This window comes from Actinosynnema sp. NPDC004786 (assembly GCF_053601135.1).
In genome coordinates this window covers 12,785-30,354 of record NZ_JBSGBG010000038.1, presented here as the reverse complement: position 1 = coordinate 30,354, position 17,570 = coordinate 12,785, and the positions used below count along the sequence as shown (strand labels likewise).

Annotated in this window: 24 protein-coding genes; 5 read left to right on the top strand and 19 right to left on the bottom strand. The window is 72.6% G+C overall.

Annotated features, from left to right (window positions below):
* The first annotated feature begins 124 nt into the window (after nt 1-124).
* The 4 genes from ACWEFJ_RS28525 (at nt 125) to ACWEFJ_RS28510 (ending at nt 1,496) form a co-directional block, all read left to right on the top strand.
* Entirely contained in the window at nt 125-349 is a 225-nt protein-coding gene (locus tag ACWEFJ_RS28525) for a hypothetical protein (protein WP_449715613.1), read from the top strand.
* Nucleotides 346-567, top strand: a complete 222-nt coding sequence (locus tag ACWEFJ_RS28520; RefSeq protein ID WP_449715612.1) for a hypothetical protein — start codon at nt 346-348, stop codon at nt 565-567. The genes ACWEFJ_RS28525 and ACWEFJ_RS28520 overlap by 4 nt, the downstream gene beginning before the upstream one ends.
* Nucleotides 568-860: 293 nt before the next feature.
* Complete coding sequence (locus ACWEFJ_RS28515; RefSeq protein WP_449715611.1) at nt 861-1,160, top strand: hypothetical protein; 300 nt, start codon at nt 861-863, stop codon at nt 1,158-1,160.
* Between the two features lie 144 nt (nt 1,161-1,304).
* Nucleotides 1,305-1,496 (top strand): hypothetical protein, encoded by a 192-nt coding sequence (locus ACWEFJ_RS28510; RefSeq protein WP_449715610.1) that lies wholly within the window; start codon nt 1,305-1,307, stop codon nt 1,494-1,496.
* Between the two features lie 97 nt (nt 1,497-1,593).
* On the opposite strand, the gene ACWEFJ_RS28505 is transcribed toward ACWEFJ_RS28510, so the two are convergent.
* The 5 genes from ACWEFJ_RS28505 to ACWEFJ_RS28485 are packed head-to-tail and all read right to left on the bottom strand — an operon-like array spanning nt 1,594 to nt 4,099.
* Nucleotides 1,594-1,932 carry a hypothetical protein gene (locus ACWEFJ_RS28505; protein WP_449715609.1) on the bottom strand — a complete coding sequence of 113 codons (339 nt, stop codon included), beginning with the start codon at nt 1,930-1,932 and terminating at the stop codon, nt 1,594-1,596.
* A 4-nt stretch (nt 1,933-1,936) separates the two neighbouring features.
* Entirely contained in the window at nt 1,937-2,914 is a 978-nt protein-coding gene (locus ACWEFJ_RS28500) for a hypothetical protein (protein WP_449715608.1), read from the bottom strand.
* Entirely contained in the window at nt 2,911-3,207 is a 297-nt protein-coding gene (locus ACWEFJ_RS28495; protein WP_449715607.1) for a hypothetical protein, read from the bottom strand. Before ACWEFJ_RS28495 ends, ACWEFJ_RS28500 begins: the two co-directional genes overlap by 4 nt.
* Nucleotides 3,208-3,209: 2 nt before the next feature.
* Complete coding sequence (locus tag ACWEFJ_RS28490; RefSeq protein WP_449715606.1) at nt 3,210-3,857, bottom strand: hypothetical protein; 648 nt, start codon at nt 3,855-3,857, stop codon at nt 3,210-3,212.
* Nucleotides 3,854-4,099 (bottom strand): hypothetical protein, encoded by a 246-nt coding sequence (locus ACWEFJ_RS28485; RefSeq protein WP_449715605.1) that lies wholly within the window; start codon nt 4,097-4,099, stop codon nt 3,854-3,856. The genes ACWEFJ_RS28490 and ACWEFJ_RS28485 overlap by 4 nt, the downstream gene beginning before the upstream one ends.
* Before the next feature lie 157 nt (nt 4,100-4,256).
* Between ACWEFJ_RS28485 and ACWEFJ_RS28480 the strand changes: the two genes are divergently transcribed.
* Complete coding sequence (locus ACWEFJ_RS28480; protein ID WP_449715604.1) at nt 4,257-4,652, top strand: hypothetical protein; 396 nt, start codon at nt 4,257-4,259, stop codon at nt 4,650-4,652.
* A 147-nt stretch (nt 4,653-4,799) separates the two neighbouring features.
* On the opposite strand, the gene ACWEFJ_RS28475 is transcribed toward ACWEFJ_RS28480, so the two are convergent.
* The 14 genes from ACWEFJ_RS28475 to ACWEFJ_RS28410 all read right to left on the bottom strand — a co-directional run bounded on the left by ACWEFJ_RS28475 (nt 4,800) and on the right by ACWEFJ_RS28410 (nt 17,516).
* Nucleotides 4,800-5,528, bottom strand: coding sequence for a hypothetical protein (locus ACWEFJ_RS28475; RefSeq protein WP_449715603.1), 729 nt, complete (start codon nt 5,526-5,528; stop codon nt 4,800-4,802).
* A gap of 8 nt (nt 5,529-5,536) precedes the next feature.
* Complete coding sequence (locus tag ACWEFJ_RS28470; RefSeq protein ID WP_449715602.1) at nt 5,537-6,721, bottom strand: hypothetical protein; 1,185 nt, start codon at nt 6,719-6,721, stop codon at nt 5,537-5,539.
* A gap of 10 nt (nt 6,722-6,731) precedes the next feature.
* Nucleotides 6,732-7,814, bottom strand: a complete 1,083-nt coding sequence (locus ACWEFJ_RS28465; protein WP_449715601.1) for a hypothetical protein — start codon at nt 7,812-7,814, stop codon at nt 6,732-6,734.
* Nucleotides 7,815-7,839: 25 nt separating this feature from the next.
* A complete protein-coding gene (locus tag ACWEFJ_RS28460; RefSeq protein WP_449715600.1) occupies nt 7,840-8,682 on the bottom strand; it encodes a hypothetical protein in 843 nt (280 codons plus the stop codon).
* A 12-nt stretch (nt 8,683-8,694) separates the two neighbouring features.
* On the bottom strand, nt 8,695-12,042 hold the full coding sequence (locus tag ACWEFJ_RS28455) for a hypothetical protein (protein ID WP_449715599.1): 3,348 nt from the start codon (nt 12,040-12,042) through the stop codon (nt 8,695-8,697).
* Nucleotides 12,043-12,044: 2 nt separating this feature from the next.
* Nucleotides 12,045-12,407, bottom strand: a complete 363-nt coding sequence (locus tag ACWEFJ_RS28450; RefSeq protein ID WP_449715598.1) for a hypothetical protein — start codon at nt 12,405-12,407, stop codon at nt 12,045-12,047.
* 41 nt (nt 12,408-12,448) lie between these two features.
* On the bottom strand, nt 12,449-12,973 hold the full coding sequence (locus ACWEFJ_RS28445) for a hypothetical protein (protein WP_449715597.1): 525 nt from the start codon (nt 12,971-12,973) through the stop codon (nt 12,449-12,451).
* A gap of 102 nt (nt 12,974-13,075) precedes the next feature.
* A complete protein-coding gene (locus ACWEFJ_RS28440; RefSeq protein WP_449715596.1) occupies nt 13,076-13,957 on the bottom strand; it encodes a phage tail tube protein in 882 nt (293 codons plus the stop codon).
* Between the two features lie 22 nt (nt 13,958-13,979).
* Complete coding sequence (locus tag ACWEFJ_RS28435) at nt 13,980-14,399, bottom strand: hypothetical protein (protein ID WP_449715595.1); 420 nt, start codon at nt 14,397-14,399, stop codon at nt 13,980-13,982.
* 9 nt (nt 14,400-14,408) lie between these two features.
* Nucleotides 14,409-14,705, bottom strand: a complete 297-nt coding sequence (locus ACWEFJ_RS28430; RefSeq protein ID WP_449715594.1) for a DUF5403 family protein — start codon at nt 14,703-14,705, stop codon at nt 14,409-14,411.
* A gap of 4 nt (nt 14,706-14,709) precedes the next feature.
* On the bottom strand, nt 14,710-15,069 hold the full coding sequence (locus tag ACWEFJ_RS28425; RefSeq protein WP_449715593.1) for a hypothetical protein: 360 nt from the start codon (nt 15,067-15,069) through the stop codon (nt 14,710-14,712).
* A gap of 4 nt (nt 15,070-15,073) precedes the next feature.
* Complete coding sequence (locus ACWEFJ_RS28420; protein WP_449715592.1) at nt 15,074-15,547, bottom strand: hypothetical protein; 474 nt, start codon at nt 15,545-15,547, stop codon at nt 15,074-15,076.
* A gap of 14 nt (nt 15,548-15,561) precedes the next feature.
* Nucleotides 15,562-16,776, bottom strand: a complete 1,215-nt coding sequence (locus ACWEFJ_RS28415; RefSeq protein ID WP_449715591.1) for a hypothetical protein — start codon at nt 16,774-16,776, stop codon at nt 15,562-15,564.
* A 59-nt stretch (nt 16,777-16,835) separates the two neighbouring features.
* Complete coding sequence (locus ACWEFJ_RS28410; RefSeq protein WP_449715590.1) at nt 16,836-17,516, bottom strand: hypothetical protein; 681 nt, start codon at nt 17,514-17,516, stop codon at nt 16,836-16,838.
* Between the last annotated feature and the right edge of the window lie 54 nt (nt 17,517-17,570).

Here is a 17,570-nt window from a genome sequence, read left to right as displayed (position 1 = left end):
ACCGCGCCGGTGCGGGTGGGTGACGCCGCATCGCACCCGATCGGCCACAACCCGGTCGGCCCGGCTGTTCCCCGCCGGGTCGGCCGGGCCGCTCCTTCCCAGCAGTCCAGGAAGGGACTTCGCCATGACCTTCGAACAGCAGTTCGGCCTGTACGTCGTCGGCATCCTCGTGATCGCCGCCGCCGTCATCTACTTCGTGCACCTGGCCACGCGTGAGGGCTACGCCGGGCGCGCCGACCAGCTCCACCGCGACGCGCGCCCGGACCGCGCCGCGGTGTCGAACGGTGGTGGTGCCGGTCGTCCCCCGGCCGGCACCACCACCGGGCCGCGTCACGCGGTGCCGCGATGACGCTCCCGACTCGGCCTGACCGGCCCGCGCCGTCTGCACCGCCCGCGCCGGCCGAGGTGGTCCACGCGGTCACCGTCTACCTGACCGCCCGCGAGATGGCCGCCGTGGAGCACGCGGCCATCTGCGTCACCTCCGCCGACGACGACCACCACCGCGTCAACTACGCCAGCAGCGCCATCCGCCGGCTCCAGGAGGCGGTGACCCGGCGGCGCAGCTAAGCATCCGGGCCCGCCCACGTGGCCCGGTGGCGCGCACGACGACCACCCATCCGTGCGCGCCGGCCGTGCCCGCTCTCGCCTCCCCCAAGGAGAGCGGGCACGGCACCCCTACCCGACCAGGAGATCGGACACCCACCATGCCGCTGCGACGAGGCGTGACGGGCGACACGGGCGACGGGGACATCCACGTTGACCCGGCGGCCGACACCGACGACGACACCGAGCAGAACCAGGAGAACCAGCAGTGACCGAACGGGACGCGACCACCGACGACGGTTCCTGAGGAACCGCCGATGACGACCATGCTCGCGCGCTCGACGGCCCGGTGCGCGATGTGCCCGCACACGGTCTGGCCGAACTGCATCTGCCCCTACAAGATCCAAGCCGCAGAGGAGACCACCATGGCGAAGCGGAAGCACGACCCGGCGGACCCGTCGATCGCGAACCACCCGACGGTCGGGACGCGCGCCGGAATCGACGACGTCGCCCCGGAGGGCGAGACCATCACGCCGCAGCACATCGCCGACTACCGGACCAACGTCGACCGGGCGGCCGAGTCGGAGGGCCTGCCCGCTCCGAAGTGGGAGGACTGATGGTTGAGCCGGCCGAGGCGGATTGCGACGTGTGTCACGGGTCCGGGTGGGCCAGCGACACGCAGCGGTGCGGCAACTGCTCGGGCGGCTGACCACAGCACGAGGAAAAGCTCCGCACCGCAAGTCAGGGCAGAAGGAGGCAGGGTGACCGAGGAGCAGAGGTCTCCGCGCGAGTGGGCCATCCAGCTCGGCGTGCCGCCCGCGGCCCTACCGGGCGAGCTAGCCCGCCAGATGGGGCTGATGAGCAACGACGACCACGTCCCGCTTCCCGAGTTGATGACCGAGCGGGACTTCCGGGCCTGGCTGGTCCAGGCCGGGATTGCAGTGGACCGCTGATGGCCGCCGTGACCACCATCCACGACGTGCACCCCTGGTAACCGCACGACGAAGCCCCCGCACCACCCCGAAGGGCGGTGCGGGGGCTTCGTCGTGTTCAGCGCGCGGTGGTGATGCCGTACGTGCCGTCCGGTCCCGGCGCGGCCGGCACCAGCGAACGGCCCTGGTCGTCGCGCGGGTCGGCGACCGGGGTCACCAGCTGCTCGCCGCGCCGGCGGACGCTGATCGCGGTCCACAGCGGGCCGGCCGCCGCCAGCAGCGCCAGCAGCGCGCCGAGCACGCCGTCGAGCGCGGCCGGCAGGTCCGCGCCCACCAGCGCCACGACGGCGGGGACGGCGAGCACGGCGGCGATGACCGCCCGCACGGTGCCGACGGCGCGGGCGACGCGGGCCAGCGGGTGCCGGTCCGGGGTGGGGGTCGTCTCGGGGTTGGTCATCTGGTCAGCCCTCCTGGTTGGTGGTGGCGGCCAGCCGGCGGGCCACCTGCTCGAAGATGCGATCGACGATCTGGTCGGCCTGGTCGGCGTTGTCCTCGCCGAGCACGTCCCGCACGGCGGCTTGGATGTGCGGGAGCTGGGCCGCCGCGACCTGCTCGGCGGTCGGCGTGTGCCGCTGCACCGCAGCGTCGACCACGCGGTCGAGCTGCTCGACGGTGATGTCCGGGTCGTTGGTGGCGGCCTGGACGGCGGCGATGAGCGCGGCCAGCTGCTTCTGCATCGCGGCCAGCAGCACGTGCGCCTGACCCGCGTTGGTGTCGATCGCCAGCAGCACCGACGCGAGGTTCATGCCCGCCCACATGGGGGTGCGGTAGAGCAGCAGGTTCGTGTCGTCCGGGGTGAGCGCCATGTCGTCCTCCTGGTGCAGCACCAGCGCGCCGCGCCGGAACTGGTTCATGTCGTAGGAGCGGGTGGGGTTCGCGGCGTACGCGATGTCGATCTTTCCTTCGATCGACGTCTCGAAGTGGGCTCGGCAGCGTTCGACGTCGCCGAAGATTTCGTGGCACGCCAAGGCGAACACCTGCGCGGTGCGGTACTGGGCGTCCGTCATGGGCGAGGTGCCCGGGTAGACGATCTCCAGCCCGACGACCAGGCGGTTGAACGCCCGGGTGACGGGCAGCGGTCCCATGCTGGGCCCGCCGGACGCGCCGGCGTGGTTGGCGGGGTGCGCGGCGACCACGTGGATGCCGCCGGACCCGAGGCCGGCGAGGTTGCACAGCGGTCCGGACAGGTCGGGCCGGCCGGTGACGAGGCTCTGCGGCCGCACGTCGCTGACCGGGGTGACGGTGTGGTGCACCAGGCCGCCGACGTAGGCGGCGCTCTGGCCGTTGCCGCGCGCCTCCCAGCCCGGCTCGAACGTCACCGGCACGCCGAACCGCCTGAAGACCGCGACGAACCTCAGGATCAGCTCGACGGCGTTCACCGCGGCTCACCTCCCGGCTCGTCGTCGACCGCCAGGGCCCGCAGCGCGTCGGGCACCCCGTCGTAGGGGTCGTAGCCGTCGGCCAGGTAGGGCGCGTCCGGTGCGGCGTCCAGCTCGCCGACGACGAGCACGCGGCCGTCCTGGCGCTCGACGCGCACCACCACGTCCTCGGCCCGGGTGGTCGGGTCGTCGTCGGAGTCCGCGCGGGCGGACAGCTCGGCGCGCACGTGCTCGATCACCTGGTCGATCACGTCCTGCCCGGTGTCCTCCGGCAGATCGCGGATGTACTGCATGGTCACCTCCCGAGAGGCAGTAGGCGGGTGGTCGTGCCCGGCGGGCCGTCGGGTGGCGGCGCGGCCGTGCACGTGTAGGTGGGCGCGGTGTCCGGGCTGCCCGGGTCGCGGGTGCAGGACTGGGTGCGGCCGTCGCCGTCGATCCACGTCCAGCCCGCGGGCGGTCGGCCGTCGGCCCCGTCCTGGCCGGGCGCGCCGTCCCGGCCGGGCTGCCCGTCCACGCCGTTCGCGCCGGGCGGTCCGGGTGGGCCCGGCACGCCGGTGCCGTCCGCGCCGCGGCACTGGCCGGGCTCGGCCAGACACGGCGGTGACGTCCCGGCGACGCCGTCCTTACCGTCGCGGCCGGGCCCGCCGGGTGGCCCGGGCGGGCCCGGTTCGCCTCGCTCGCCCGGAGTGGGCGGCTGCACCGTGGGCGTGCCGCCCATCGCGCGGACCTGGTCGGCGAGCTGCTGCGCGGCCTCGGCGGCGGCGCGCTGCTGCCGGTCGAGTGCGCCGATCTCGGCGGCCTGGTCCAGGCCGGACCAGCCCAGCCACAGCACGCCGACCAGCGCGGCCAGCACCCCCGCCCACATCCAGCGGTGGCCTCGGTCGTCGCGCGCCTCGACGGCGGCTTGGTGCAGGGCGGCGGTCACACGGTCGTCGGCGGTCAACCCTGCTCACCTCCCTGCGGGTCGTTGATCTGCTTGAGTGCTTCGGCGATCTCGTCGGGCGTCAGCTCGCCGTCGGCGGCGGCCTCGGCCAGGGCCTTGGCGACGCGCTCTGCGCCGGCCTGGGCGGCGGCGGGCCGCTCGCGGCGCTGGGTGCGTCGCCACCCGGAGATCACGGCGAGCAGCCCGGTGACGGCGAGCACCAGGCCGCCGACGGAGTCGAGCAGCGCGGCCACGTGCTCCACCCATCACCTCCAGTGGGGTCGAAACGGGACAGGGAGTGGACAGTTGCTCGGCCACTCGGGTGAGCTGGGCCAACGCGGGGGTAGCGCCGCGCGTCGTACAGCGATAGGTAGGTGTCACGACCGCACAGGGCGGTCGCCGAAGAGGGGGTTGGTTGCAGTGATTCAGCGGAAGGCGGCTCTCGCGACCGCGGGCGGTGTCGCGGTGCTGCTGGCCGGCGTCGGCGTCACGGTGGCGGTCGCGGCGGGGAGCGACCCGGCACCGGCGGATGCGGGCGAGCAGCTCGTCATCGAGTCCACGACGAGCGCGCCGCCGTCGAGCGTCATCACGTCGACCACCACGGTGGTGGTGCTGCCGGCGACCACGGAGGCGCAGCAGCCGGTGCAGCCGCAGCAGCCGCCCGCGCAGCAGCCGGTGCAGCCGGCCGCCGAGCCCACCACGGTTCCGCCGCAGCCGACCGACACGGCGACGCCGCCTCCCGGCGCGCCGCCGACGACGGGCAACCAGGACCGCGGGGAGCCTACGTGCATGCCTGGGTCGGGTCCGGGCTGCTGATCGGCTGTCCTCGGTCGTCCAAAGGGGTCAGGGTGCCGTCCGGCTCCACCTGGGTCCATGTGGCCCGCTCCGGGGTGTAGCCGGGCTCACCTGGCGACAGCGGAGGTAGCTGCTCGGGGGGTTCGGGGGCACGCGGGGGAACGTCCATTACTCCACTCCGGCGGTGTAGGTGTGTTCGATGCGCACCGAGCCGGTCCCGGCGGTGCGCCGGGCTTCGATGATCAACGTGATGTCGCTGAGGTGGTTCCCGATCAGCACCACCGGCCCCCAGTTCGTTGGCCCCTGCGCGAAGGACACCAGGCCGGTGGCGAGGATTTCGCCGGTGTCGGCGACCCGGATGCGCCAATCACCGGTGGTGCCGGCCGCGTCCGTGGTGGTGTAGATGCGGCCCCTTACCTTCGGGTGCTGCCGGAAGTGCCGGATGTGCCACAGCTCCTCATACGCTGCCGACGTCGTCGACTCCCACGACGTGAATTTCGCGCGCGCCGCGGGCGTCGCCAGGTAGGGCCGGGCGAGTCCGCTTGGTGACCCGACGTTGTCGGAGATCAGCACGTTTTGCGCCTGGTCCAGCCACGCCAACACGTGCTTGCCGGTCTCCACGAGCGACACCCGCGTGTTGAGGATCACCGTTCCGTCGCCGCGTCGCATGACCAGTCCGCGTAGGACTTCGCCGGTGGTCTGGGCGACTACCTCGCCCAAGTAGAACTGGACGACGCCGGTCTCGGTCTCGACGATCAACTCGCCACCGTCTTTGATCAGCAAACCGCCACGGCTGATCACTGCGCCGAACAGCGTCTTCCGGATCTGCTCTTTCACCTCTTGGAACTTCCGGTTCAGCACGTCGGCAAGGTCCGAGATGCGCCCCTCGGGCGGCATGGCGACTCCTAGAATCGGCCGGGGACGGGTGCGAGGGTGAGGGCGACTTGGTCGCGGGTGGGACCGTTGCCGATATCGATGATGCGGCGGCGGTAGTCCCCGTCCGGGATCCACGGCTCACCGGACACCATGAACAACGCGTCGTCGCCGGGGTCGAACGTGGACAGCACCGGACCGCCCACAGTGGACACAACGGCGGTCCAGTTCTCCAGGGGCGCGCCGTACGCCTCGGCGTAGGCGGTGGCGTAGTCGTTGAGCGTGTCCAGCTCGGACGTCGAGCCGTGCTGGGCGGCGATCCTCCACTTGCGCGGTGCGCCGGCGGCGGTCAGGGCGGTGGTGCTGGCCGCGCCGATGATCCGGCCCCGCTCCACACCCTGACCGGGCACGAGCCAGTCGGTGGCCGAGGCGGCGAAGTCCGTTGTCGGCGCGACCGAGTCGAGGTCTGCTCCGGAGACCCACACGTGCGGGCTGCCGGACTGGCCGAGGTAGGGGTCGCCGGTGACGACGACCCACTCCAGCGTCGTGCGGTCGGACGAGAGCCGCGGGCGCATCTCCACGTCGCACCCGTCCTGGCGCTGGGTGATCTCGTGGACCCGCTCCCCCACCATGCCGAGGTCGTAGCCCCGGTAGGTGATGGTGTGGGTGCCCGCGACGTCCGGCTCGTACACCAGCGGCAGGCCGGCGTCGGCCCACGTCTCCATCTGCTCGAGCAACCTCTTGACGATCGTGCGCCAGGACCACGGGCCGAGCGTCGTGTCGGCGGCCTCGGCGGTCCACGAGGTGGTGCCGGCAGGTGCGACGGGGCGCGTGTCGATCAGGGTCCAGATGCCGCCGCAGTCCACCGTCACGGTCGACTCGATGAGCCGCTCCGCCCGGTGGGGCGTGATCGTGCGGATGGGCCCGGCCTGCGCCACCCACGTGCCCGCGCACCACGCCAGCGAGTACCGGTCGCCGGCCGACAGCAGCTCGCGCAGCTCGGCTCGGCCGATCATGTCGGTGTAGACGGGCACCTCGGCGAGCAGCCGACCGCGCGCGTTGATGCCGCGGCTCCACACCGGCACCGTGCCGGGCGCGACGGGCAGCTCCCGCACCACCGCGCCGGTCCGGGTGTCGGCGATCAGCAGCTCCCACAGCGGTGGTGCGGGGTCGGATGACGAGGTGGTGTCGGCGTCGGTGGCCAGGGCGGAGGTCATCGTCACCACCTCACACCGGTATGACGGTCGCCGTCATCGTCGTGAATTCGTTGGCCGCAGAAGCGAACACACCGACGTTGCCCGACGTCGGGGTCTCCAGCGAGCCGTACACGTTGGTCGCGCCGGTGCGTGCGGTGCCGGCGGGATCGGCCGCGTGGAAGGCCACGAACGGGTTCGTGTTGGCGACGCTGCTTGTCCCCTTGCCCGCCCAGGCCGCGCCGACGGTCGGACCGGTGAGGGCGGTGCCGGTGCGGACCTTGACGTAGCCCGCGTTGCCGCTCGCTCCGATGTCGTTGAGCTGGATTTTCCCGTTGACGACGAGCTTGTACGGCCAACCGGGGTCCGGAATGGCCAGCGTGGCGAACGTCGAGGGCACCGGCAGTGCCGCGTGCGCGGGCGACACGGTGTAGACCAGCGGCACCGTGCCGTGCCACACGCCGTCCGCCTTCCACACCTCGACCTGCTGGTGGGTGCGGCAGTAGCGGGAGTCACCGGGGTAGATCCCGGCGTCGGAGTGGGAGTCACCGGGCAGCATGAGCCGCACCGCGCCCCGGATGCCAGCCGCACGCCTGAGGTCGGTGATGTTGGCGTTGGTGATGGACGTCGCGTTGGCTGCGACGGCCACCTCGGCGGTCGGGATCGCGCCGAGCGGCACGGTGGGCAGGGTCGGCGTGCCGGACGGGGTGCCGGTGATGCGCCACAGCCGGGTGCGGGTGTCGGCGTCGCCGATGGACGCGTCGAGCACCTGCACGACGATCAGGTCACGCCTGGGGTTGGTGGTGCTGGACGCGTCGAGGTCCACGCGCCCCGTGGAGCGCAGCGTCGAGACGTACGGGCCTTGGCCGGACCGGGTAATCACCGACTGGCCGAGGTAGCAGCGCACCGCCATGCCCGGTGTCGGCGAGTCGGGGATGACCTTCAGGTCGAGGTAGTCCACGCTGTAGGCCGAGGGCAGCACGCCGTCCCGGTACGCGCCCAGCGGGTTCACCGACCCGGACGCCATCGCGAGGAACGCGCCGTCGTGGTACCGGCCGTCGATGCCGTTGTTGCCGGGCAGGGTCCAGGTGTCCTCGAAGGTCTGGTCAACGCCCATCAGCTAATACCTCCTTTGTGGACGGTCACCACTGGGTGGTCGACCAGATGGCGGTCAGGGTCGAGGTGGGCGGCATCTGGTCGGCCGACCACGAGACGAGCAGGTCGGTTTGCGCCGGCACGGTGAACCACCTGCTACCGGCTGCGCGGGCGCGGCGGTCGGCGGTGCCGCCGAGGAGCACGGTGCGCTTGCGCGGGTTGGTGTCGATTTCCACCGTCTGGCCGGTGGTGAGGGTGTCGGCGTACACGAGCAGGCCGTCGATCTCCGGCGCGGTGATGCGGGGGTTGACGAGGTCTTCCCCCGGCACCGTGCTGCCGCTGAGGATGAACCGCACGGGCGCGTCGGCGTAGCCCGGGTTCGACAGCAGGATCGAGCCGGACGACACGACCGTGCCCCAGTTCAGCCCGGCCGCCCAGTCCAGGCCGGTCACCCAGTCGAGCCCGCCGCTGGACATCGGCGGCGACACCACCCCGGTGGTCGGCGGGCCGTACAGCCGCGGGTCGGGTGCCTCGAACAGCAGCCGGAACCGGAGGCCGTAGCCGCCCTGGTCCATCACCACGAGCGGCTTGTCGGCGCGGCGCACCATCGCGGTCAGGTCGCCGGTCTCCTCGGTGCACCGCAACTCCCACAACCGGTTGGGGTTGTAGGGGTCCAGGCACAACGCGCTGAGCTTCTTCTCGGCACGCAGCCGGGCTTGGCGGGTGGGCGCGGACACCCACCCGCCCAGGCCGATCACGCGCGGCCGGTCGGCGTCGAGCGGCGAGTCGGACCAGCCGGACTCGTCGTCAACCGCCCACCCACACCCGTCCTCGTCCTCACCGAGGTTGAACACGAGGTTGTCGACGTACCAGCGGCGGTCATCCCACACGGCCACCACCTCTCACCGGTCGAGCGCGGACAGGATGCGGTTCGGCACGATCGCGGCGACCCGCTCCGGATCGGTGCCGCGGGCGTCGACCCGCACCTCGACCTGCGCACCGCCACGGACGGCCGCGCCGGTGTAGCCGGAGCCGGTGGGCAGCTGGTCGGCCACCGAGGTGGCGACCAGCTCGGCCGCGCGCACGGTGCTGCCGATCGACGCCGTCATGCCCGCGGCGAACCCCTCGACCAGGGCCGCGCCCCGGTACGGCGTCCAGCCGCGACCCGAGAACGGGCCCCACTTCGCGGGGCTCGACGGGAACGCGCCGCTCACGATCTCCATCACGGCGATCGCGGCGCGCCGAGCCGCGAACTCCTGCGACTTCATGCCCGCGATGAACCCCGCCATGAGCCGGGCCCCGGACGGGTAGAGGGTGGCCTCGATCGCGCCGAGGCTGTCCCGCACCCGGCCCGGCAGGGTCGAGGTCTCCGCCGTGACGTCGTTGATGCCCTCGGCGACGCGGCGCTCGGTCTCCTCCCACTGCCGGCGGGTGGCGTCCGCGACGCGCTGCCACGCCGCGTTGACCTTGTCCGAGATGCCGAACGTGCGTTCGGCGATCGCGGCGTCCATCCGGCCCCAGTGGTCGGTCAGGTCGGCGAGCATCTGGGCGAAGATGCTGCGTTGACCGTCCTGCATGGTCAGCAGGTGGTCGAGGAAGATGTCGGAGAGCAGCGGGGCTTTCTCCTCGAAGATCCCGAGGAGGTTGGTGAGCGCTTCGGTGCCGCGCGTGCCCAGCTCCTCGAACGTCAGTCGGGAGCCCTCACCGATCCGGCCGAGACCGTCCACAAAGGATCTTTCGGCGTCGGGCCACTCACCCTGCATGATCCGGGTGAGACCCGCCACCGACTCGTAGATCCCCTTCAGCGGCCCGATCGGTGTCGTGAACGACGTCAACGTCCCGAACAGGCCACCGCTGCCGAGCGCAGCACGGAAACCGGGCACCGAGTCGACCAGGTCATCGGTGGCCTCGGAGATGTCCGCGACCGATCCCGCCACCGCCGCCGCGACCGTCGCCAACGGCTGCATCGTCTCGGCCAGGTCCGCGCTGGACCGGATGAGGTCCGGCAGGTGCGGCAGCAGACCGCGCACGATCTCCTGTCCCAGCTCCACCAGCTCGGCGGTGAGCGGCGCGACCTCGTCGACCCACTCGGCCGCCGCGTCCGCGATCTCGCCGAACGCGTCGGCCATGCGACCGTCGGACAGCTCGTCGGTCAGGTTGCCCACGATCGGCGTGAGCCGCTCGGCGACACGCTGCAGGGTGGGCAGGCCGACCGTGCCGACCAGGTCGGCGACGACGCCGATCAGCGGCGTCGCCGCGATCAGCAGGTCGCCCAACGCGAGCGCCAGGTCGAGCGCCGCGGGCACCAGGTCGGGCAGCGCCTCGGCCAGCTCCCCGGCGAGCGCGGCGACCAGGTCGCCGAGCTTCGGGCCCAGCAGGGTGAGCGCGTCGCCCAGCTCGGCACCGAGCACGGCGGCCAGGTCGCCGACGGCGTCGATCGCGCCGCTGTCGACCAGGCCGGTGATCAGCCCGGCGACGCCGAGAGCGAACGCCGCGATCCCGGGCGCGGCCCGGTCGAGCCCGGCCCCGATCGCGTCCACCGCCGTGACCAGGGCGGGCACGAGCGTGACGCCGACGCGGGACAGCAGCGGAGCGAGATCGGTCCCGACGACCGACACCACCGACCGCAGCAGCGGAAGCAGCGCCTCCGCCAGGTCGGCCGCCGAGACGAGGAACGTACCCAGCGCGTCTTGGCCGCGGGCGCTGCCGGCGAAGTCGGCGAGCTGCCCGGTGATGTCGCGCACCACGTCGAGCAACTGCCTGCCGTCCGCACCGGCGGCCCGGAACGCGGCACCGAACGTGCGGCCGACGTTGCCGACGATCCCGGCCAGGTCGCCGATGTTGTCGAGCGCCTGGGAGATCCACTCGCGCAGCCGGCCGTCGTCGGCCGTCCGCTCGAGCATGATCGACCAGCGCTCGGCCAGCACCGCCACCTCTGCCGCCAGACCGGGCAGGAACGTGCGGCCGACGTCGACCAGGTCGCGCACGCCGCGCGCCGCCGGGCGCAGCGCCTCGTTCAGCAGGCCGCCGGCGCGGGCGGAGTCGTCCAGTGTGGAGCGCAGCACGCGCAGCGTCTCCGCCTCGCGGGCGAACGACGTCAGCTCGCGGGCACCGGCGCGCAACTGCCCGGCGATGTCGACCAGGCCGCGCCGCACCAGCGGCAGGTAGACCTGGGCGAGATCCTCGGCGTCGTCGGCGAGATCCTCGAGCAGCCGGTCCTGCACCGCGTCGCGCAGCCGCCGTGCCTCCGGTGCCAGGTCGCGTAGCACCTGCACCAGCTCGCGCGCCTCGGGGCTGATCTGCTTGAGCGCCTCGGCGTACTTCTTGGGGTCGTCGGCGGTGAGCGCGTCGGACAGCCCGTGCAGGCCGAGGGTGAGCGTCCCGACCACCGCGACACCGGCGGCACCGACGGCCGGGATCAGCGCCAGCGCGGCGGCGGACTGCGCCACCGCCGACGCCAGCGCCAGCAGCCCGCCAGCGGCGGCCTGACCGGTGACCGCGCCGACGCCGAGCCCGGACAGCGTCCCGCCCAGAGACGTGATCTGGGCGGCGACCGTGCGCAGCGACGACGTGTCGACGTCCAGCGGGATCCGGATCGGCGACCGCTCGAGCAGGCGCTTGGTGGCGGTGACCTTCGCGACGACCTCGGCCTGCTCGCCGGCGGGCACCTCGAGGTCCACCTCGGCCGGCACGGTGGCCGACACGGTGCGCTCGACCAGCCGGAGTTGGTCGGTGAGCCGGCGGCGGTACTCGGCGGCGTCGGCCGGCCGGGTGGGCACCTCGAGCGCGAGCCCGCGCTCGACGGCCTTGATCTGCGCGGACACCTGCCGGCGCAGCACCTCGCCCTGCACCCCGGCCGGGACGTGCAGCTCCAGCGTGGCCGCGAGCTTGCGCAGCTCGCCCCGGACCTTGGATTGGAACGCACCGTCAAGCGGGTCGACGGTGACCTTGGCGGTGACCTCGGCCGCCTTGCCGGCGGTCGCGGTCGCGGTCGCGGCCTTGACCTGCTGCGCGAGGCTCCGGCCGTCCAGCACGGTGGAGAGCTGGACCTTGGCGGACTCCTCGGCGAGCTTCGCCAGTCGGCGCGCGTCGGCGACCAGGCCGGACTGTGCGAGGGTGACCGGCAGCTCGACGTGCGTCCGCTGCTCGATCTTCTCGAGCGCGGCCTTCAGCTTGGCGGGGATCTCGCTCGTGTCGGGCAAGAACTTCACGAACGCGCGGGAGACCTCGACACCACCGGGAGCGGTCACGGCTACCCCCCTGCCACGCGCCTCGCCTTCGGCCGGCCGGCGCGCAAGTAGTCACGACCCGACACCCGCTGCTTGGGCGCGGCCGGTCGCGGGACGGGCTTGGGCGCGGACCCCTTGCCGCCTCCGCGCTGGAAGTTGGCGGCCTGCAACAGGTCCACGATGGCCGCGAGAAAGTGGCGGTCGAGCGTCCAGCCGTGGTGCCCCATCTCGGCCGGGGTCGCGTCGAGCGGCGGAGGCTCGGCGGCTTTGGCGGCCCACAGCGGGCCGCCCTCTCGGGGGTGCTCGACGAGCGCCAGCACGCGCCGCGGGGTGAGCCGGGTAGGGCCGCCTCCGGGCCGGTAGACGTCCCGGAGGTCGAGCCCCATCTCCTGTAGCTCCCGCTCGACCTCGTGGCCGTGCCGGTCGATCAGCTCGACGAGCGCTTGGCTTCCCCCGGCTGCGCACCCCGCTGGTAGGCCAGCACCACGGCGATGACCTCGACGTCGTGCGCCGACTCGCACCACGTGCGGGCGGCGTCCTCGTCGACCGCGAGCGTGGTCACCAGCGGCTCGAGGTCGGCCGCCAGCTCGACCAGCACGGCCTGCTGCTCGAGCCGCTGCGCGGTGGTCAGCGGCGGTCGCTGCGCGGCGCGGTGCTCGTCCACGGCTTCCTGAATCTGCCGGCGCGTGGCGTCGGACCGGACCAACAGGCCGAGGTCTCGCGCGTACTCCGTCCACGCGGCCTTGCCCGCGTTGCGCGCCGGCATCGCCGGATCGTCCTCGTCCGGCGCGGCGTCGCCGCCGAGCGCCTCGAGCTTGGGCAGCACGGTCGCCATCGTGCGCAGCACCTTCGCGCGGTCCTGGCGGGACAGGGCGACCAGTGGGCGCAGCTCCGGCGCGCCGTCGGGCATGGAGTCGGCGACCTCGGCCGACAGGGCTTCGTTCTTGCTCATCGCAGGCTCGTTCCTCTACTCGCCGCAGGCCGGGACGCGGGCCGGGAGCCGGTGCGCCTGCGAGGCACCGGCTCCCGGGTCTGGTGTGGACGCTCTCCCCGGTCAGGGGGTGTCGTCCTCGATCTGCGCGCCGTAGAACGCGGGCTCACGACCGGCCAACTCCAGGAAGGTGACCCGGATCGGGAACTCCATCCAGCCGCCCTTGGCGTCGCGGATGCTGCCCGTGCGGCCGATGCTGACCTTGGGGTAGTACCTGGCGACGGGCGTGCCGTCGGTGGCCAGGTACACGATGAGGAACGACCGTTCGATCGGCGTGGAGGTCGTCGGCAGCTTGAACTTCCCGGCCTCCGGGACGCTGCCGCCGCCGTAGAACATCGTGAGGGTGTCCTCGTCCACCTGGATGAGCGAGATTTCGACGCCCTCGACGATCGCGGCCACCTGCTCCTTGAGGGACGCGTTCTGCCGGGAGCCGCGGACGGTGCGCTCCCCGCCCTCGTAGATCGGCGAGAAGTCGTTGTCGAGGCTGGTGTGGCCGGCGGGGAGCATGCCGTTGGCGAGCGTCGTCTTGGCGACGGTGATCTCCGGCGTGGTGCCGCCGGTCAGGCCGGAGTCGTCCACCGTGATGAGCGTCTGCGCCTGCCCCTGGTACCGGCCGGTCCACGTCACCACGACCGGGCTGCCGGGCAGCGGGCCGCCGGTCACGATGACGTCGGAGGCGTCGATGTTCGGCAGCGCCACCAGCGCGGTCATGATCTGCGCGGCGGTCGCGTTCCACGGGATGTCGCCGGTGGTGCCGCCCTGCGCGGTGAGCGTGAAGTCGCCGCCGGTCGGGCCGCCGGTGACGGTGATGGTCTGCTTCTCCGCGCCGAACGTGGTCGAGCTGAACGCGTTGATCTCCGCGACCGTCGGATCGGCTGCGCCGACCGGACCGAGGTAGATGTACGCGTTGCCGAGATCCTTAACGGCGGCGTCGTTTTCCGCCATGATTTCCCTCCGCTGTGGATGGTCAGGGCGTGACCGACGCCGGTCGGATGCCCACGAGGTAGGTCGCCTCCTGGCGGGTGATGCCGGAGGGCTGACCGGGGATGGGTGAGTCGGCGGGCCACGCCCGCACCTCGAATGGGCCGAGGTAGGCGGGCGGGTCGCCGATCGGGGTCTTGAGCCCGGCCGCGGTGTGCAGCGTCAGGTAGATGCCGGCCGACAGGTCGTCGGCGGCGGCGACGTCACCGCGCACCATCACGGTCACGGTGATCGGGACGACCAGCCGCAGCCGCGTGTGCTCGATCTGCCGCTCCCCGAACCGGACGTGCACGTACGGGGTCTTGTTCAGCGCGTCGGGGTCCAGCGTCTGGTGGATGGTCACCCCGGGGTGGGCGGCGCGCAGCAGGCCGAGCACGACCGGCTGCGCCCGTGGGATCACGGGCACGACGGCCTCCTACTCGCCGAGGGCGCGCTTGAGGATGTGCAGCCCGTCGACCGTCTTGCCGTTCTTGGTGACGTGCCCGTACTCGAGCGCCACCGGCGCCGGTCCCACCAGCTCGACGTAGGCGTCGGTTTGCTCGCCCAGCCGGAGCTGCACCTCGTGGTGCTCGCCGGGACCGGTGGTGGTGTGCTCGGTCAGCAGCGCGCGGGCGCGGCGCAGCACCGGGCCAGCGCCCAGCTCCACGACCGCGGCCGTCACGCCGTCGAGGTGGGCGATGAGGTCGGCGGCGTTGCGGTAGACCTGTGCCACCGGCTCACCCCCCTCCGTCGCCGGGCCGCTTGGTGCGCGGCGTGATGAGGAACGTCACGCGCCTGGTCGCGCGCCCGCGCTGGTGGCGCGTGGACTCGCCGTGGACGTCCCACGTGCGGCCGTCCCAGTCCACGGTGGCCCACGGGCCGACCGGGACCGGCTGACCGCGCGCCGGCCGCACCCGGTACACCTCGCCCGACTCCCGGGACAGCGTCACCGCGGTGGCGGTGTCCACCGGCCAGAGCATCACGTCCAGCGGCGTGCCGACCTCCTCGGGCACCCACCGGGGATCCCCGTCGGTGTCGGTGGTGAGCACCTGGCGGTGCAGCACGACCCGCGCGTTGGACTGGTCGAGAAGGCTCACCCGATCACCACCCCACGTCGTCCGGGTCGTACGCGGCGAACGGGTCGCCTGCCGGGGTGGTGGGCAGGAGGATCACGTCGTGCCGCCGTGGTGTGCGTCGGGTGGTGGCGATGGTGTGCAGGCCGGACGCCGGACCGGCGTACCGCTCGCACACCCGGACCTCGGACTCGGTGAGGTACGGGCTGACCGCCTCGCCGTCGCGCCGCCAGGTGTAGCCGTCCTCGGTTTCGGAGCTGTACTCGTCGGGATTGCGGTAGCAGCGGCGCGCGGCCCGGAGCACGACCGTGACGAGCGGGGCCGGGGCGGCGGGGTTGCCGTCGTCGTCGACCCAGTCGTTTCCCGTCTCGGCGCGTACCAGGTTCGACGCGTCCTCGAGGTCGGTCTCGGCGCGGGCGAGGTCGACACCGTCGAGGGTGCCGACCTCGACCCCGATCCGCTTCTCCAGTGCCGCCACGGTCGCCAGCGCGGGCAGCGTCACGACCAGACCCCCGATCAGGGGAGCGTGATCTTGACGGCGCGGACGAACGTCACCACGCCACCGGCCTGGGTGGTGGCGACGGTCACCGCGGGCGACGTGCCGCCGGTCAGGCCGGCACCGGAGGCCGTCATCTGGGTGAGGTTCGCGCCGCCGAGCGCGCCGGTGAACTCCACGACCCACGCGCCGGGCGTGCCGGTGACGGTCACGTTGCCGGTGCCGATCGTCGACAGCGCCTCGAGCGCCGACCGCACCGCCGCGGTGCTCGCGTTGTGCGCGATGCCCGCGGTGGTCTGGCCGGCGTACGTCGCCGTCCACGTGCCGCCGGTCGGGCCGCCGGTGAGCGTGAGCGTCTGCACCTCGTTGGTCGGGTCGCCGTCGACCACCGCGTTGGTGCCCACGAACACGTCGACCATGCTGCGGTCCTGGGCGTTCTCGAAGTCGTAGTCGAGGATCCAGCGCAGGGACATGCCTTCGAACGTCTGCGAGCTGCCGGCGGTCGCGCCCTGGGGCACCTTCGGTGCCTGCATGTTGAGCACGAACGCGGTGCGGTGGAACACGATCGCGACGTCGGCCGGCAGCGCGACCGACTTGAACAGGGTGAACCCGCTCAGGCGGCCGATGACCGCCTCGCGCAGCGTCTCCGACCACCCGGAGGTGTCCACCTGGGCGAGCTTCTCGTCGTTGAGGAAAATCTCCTCGACGTCGCTGCCCATCAGCACGTACCGGTCGGTGCCGGGCACCTTGGCGTTGTCCAGCGCCTTGCGCGCCGCGTTCAGGGTCTTGCGCGGCGTGGTGGTGTCCAGCACGAGCGTGGTCGCGTAGGTCGCGCCGACCATCTCCGCGATCAGCTCCTCCTCGACGCCCTCGGCCACGCCCCGCATCTGCGGGTGCAGCACCTGCCCGCCGAAGTCGCTGACGTCGAGCGTCAGCTCCTCGTCGGTCACCGGCGCGGCGTGGTAGACGACCGTGTCGAGGGTGACGTCGACCTTCGTCTCGGCCAGCGAGTCCATCTGGACGATGCCGGACCCGTCGGTGGGCCGCGCCATGCGCATCTGCCGCTTGCGGGCCTTGGCGCGGGCCGGGACGCGCAGCGTGATCGTGTCGCCCTGCGCGCCGGCGAAGTCGCCGCCGGCGTCGCGCCACACCAGCGTGGTGGCGATGATCTCCCGCTCGAGCAGGCCCAGCGCCGTGCGCGCGATCTTGGTTGCCTTCTGCACCGTGATGGCCACGGACTACCTCCTGTGGATCTAGGGAACCGCGGGCGGCCCGTGGCCGTGCGGTGGAAGGGTCAGAACCCCCGACCGCCGCGGCGCGTCACCTTCGCGGCGAGCTTGCGGGGGTCGGTCTCGTCCGGCTCCTCGTCCGGACGCGCGCCGCCCTTCAGCGCGGTGCGCGGGCGGGTCTTCACCTTGTCGGTCTTGTCGGTCCGGCCGGGCTTCTCGCCCAGCTCGGCGAGGAAGTCGTCGGCGTCGGCCTCCAACTCCTCTTCGGTGTCGCCCACCAGGCGCATGGCCTGCTTGAGCGTCAGCCCCTTGCTCAGGGCGATGCGCAGGCGCACGTTCTCGTTCTCGACCTTCCCGAGCCGCGTCTCGGCTTCCGTGAGCCGGTCGGCCTGCTTCTCCTGGTCGGTCTTCTGCGACGCCTGGTAGTCGCGCCACTTCTGCGCGTCCTCTTCGGCCTGGGTCAGCCGCCGGCGCAGGTTGCGGTTCTCGCTGTTCTTCTTGCGCAGTGCCCGCTTGCCCCGCGGCTTGTCGTCCTGGTCGTCGTCCTGGTCGTCGTCGGCGTCGTCGGGCTCCTGGTCCTCGTCGCCGTCGTCGTCCTGGTCGTCGTCCTGGTCCTCGTCGTCGTCGGGCGCGCCACCCATCTGCGGCCAGATGACCCGCCCGTTGATCACGCCGATGGCCTCCAAGGGCTCACCGGTGCGCGGGTCGAGCAGCGTCGGGTGAACGGGCAGGATGGTGCTGGACATGAGCCCTCCGGGGGCGTCGTGGGTTGCAGGTGCCGGGTCAGACCCGGCTGAACC

Excerpts from the sequence above, each read along its gene's own strand:
- ACWEFJ_RS28505 (WP_449715609.1), bottom strand. The coding sequence starts at position 1,932 with ATGACCAACCCCGAGACGACCCCCACCCCGGACCGGCACCCGCTGGCC.
- ACWEFJ_RS28525 (WP_449715613.1), top strand. The coding sequence starts at position 125 with ATGACCTTCGAACAGCAGTTCGGCCTGTACGTCGTCGGCATCCTCGTG.
- ACWEFJ_RS28440 (WP_449715596.1), bottom strand. The coding sequence starts at position 13,957 with ATGGCGGAAAACGACGCCGCCGTTAAGGATCTCGGCAACGCGTACATC.
- ACWEFJ_RS28410 (WP_449715590.1), bottom strand. The coding sequence starts at position 17,516 with ATGTCCAGCACCATCCTGCCCGTTCACCCGACGCTGCTCGACCCGCGC.
- ACWEFJ_RS28450 (WP_449715598.1), bottom strand. The coding sequence starts at position 12,407 with ATGGGGCTCGACCTCCGGGACGTCTACCGGCCCGGAGGCGGCCCTACC.
- ACWEFJ_RS28445 (WP_449715597.1), bottom strand. The coding sequence starts at position 12,973 with ATGAGCAAGAACGAAGCCCTGTCGGCCGAGGTCGCCGACTCCATGCCC.
- ACWEFJ_RS28515 (WP_449715611.1), top strand. The coding sequence starts at position 861 with ATGACGACCATGCTCGCGCGCTCGACGGCCCGGTGCGCGATGTGCCCG.
- ACWEFJ_RS28475 (WP_449715603.1), bottom strand. The coding sequence starts at position 5,528 with ATGCCGCCCGAGGGGCGCATCTCGGACCTTGCCGACGTGCTGAACCGG.
- ACWEFJ_RS28465 (WP_449715601.1), bottom strand. The coding sequence starts at position 7,814 with ATGGGCGTTGACCAGACCTTCGAGGACACCTGGACCCTGCCCGGCAAC.
- ACWEFJ_RS28470 (WP_449715602.1), bottom strand. The coding sequence starts at position 6,721 with ATGACCTCCGCCCTGGCCACCGACGCCGACACCACCTCGTCATCCGAC.
- ACWEFJ_RS28495 (WP_449715607.1), bottom strand. The coding sequence starts at position 3,207 with ATGCAGTACATCCGCGATCTGCCGGAGGACACCGGGCAGGACGTGATC.
- ACWEFJ_RS28520 (WP_449715612.1), top strand. The coding sequence starts at position 346 with ATGACGCTCCCGACTCGGCCTGACCGGCCCGCGCCGTCTGCACCGCCC.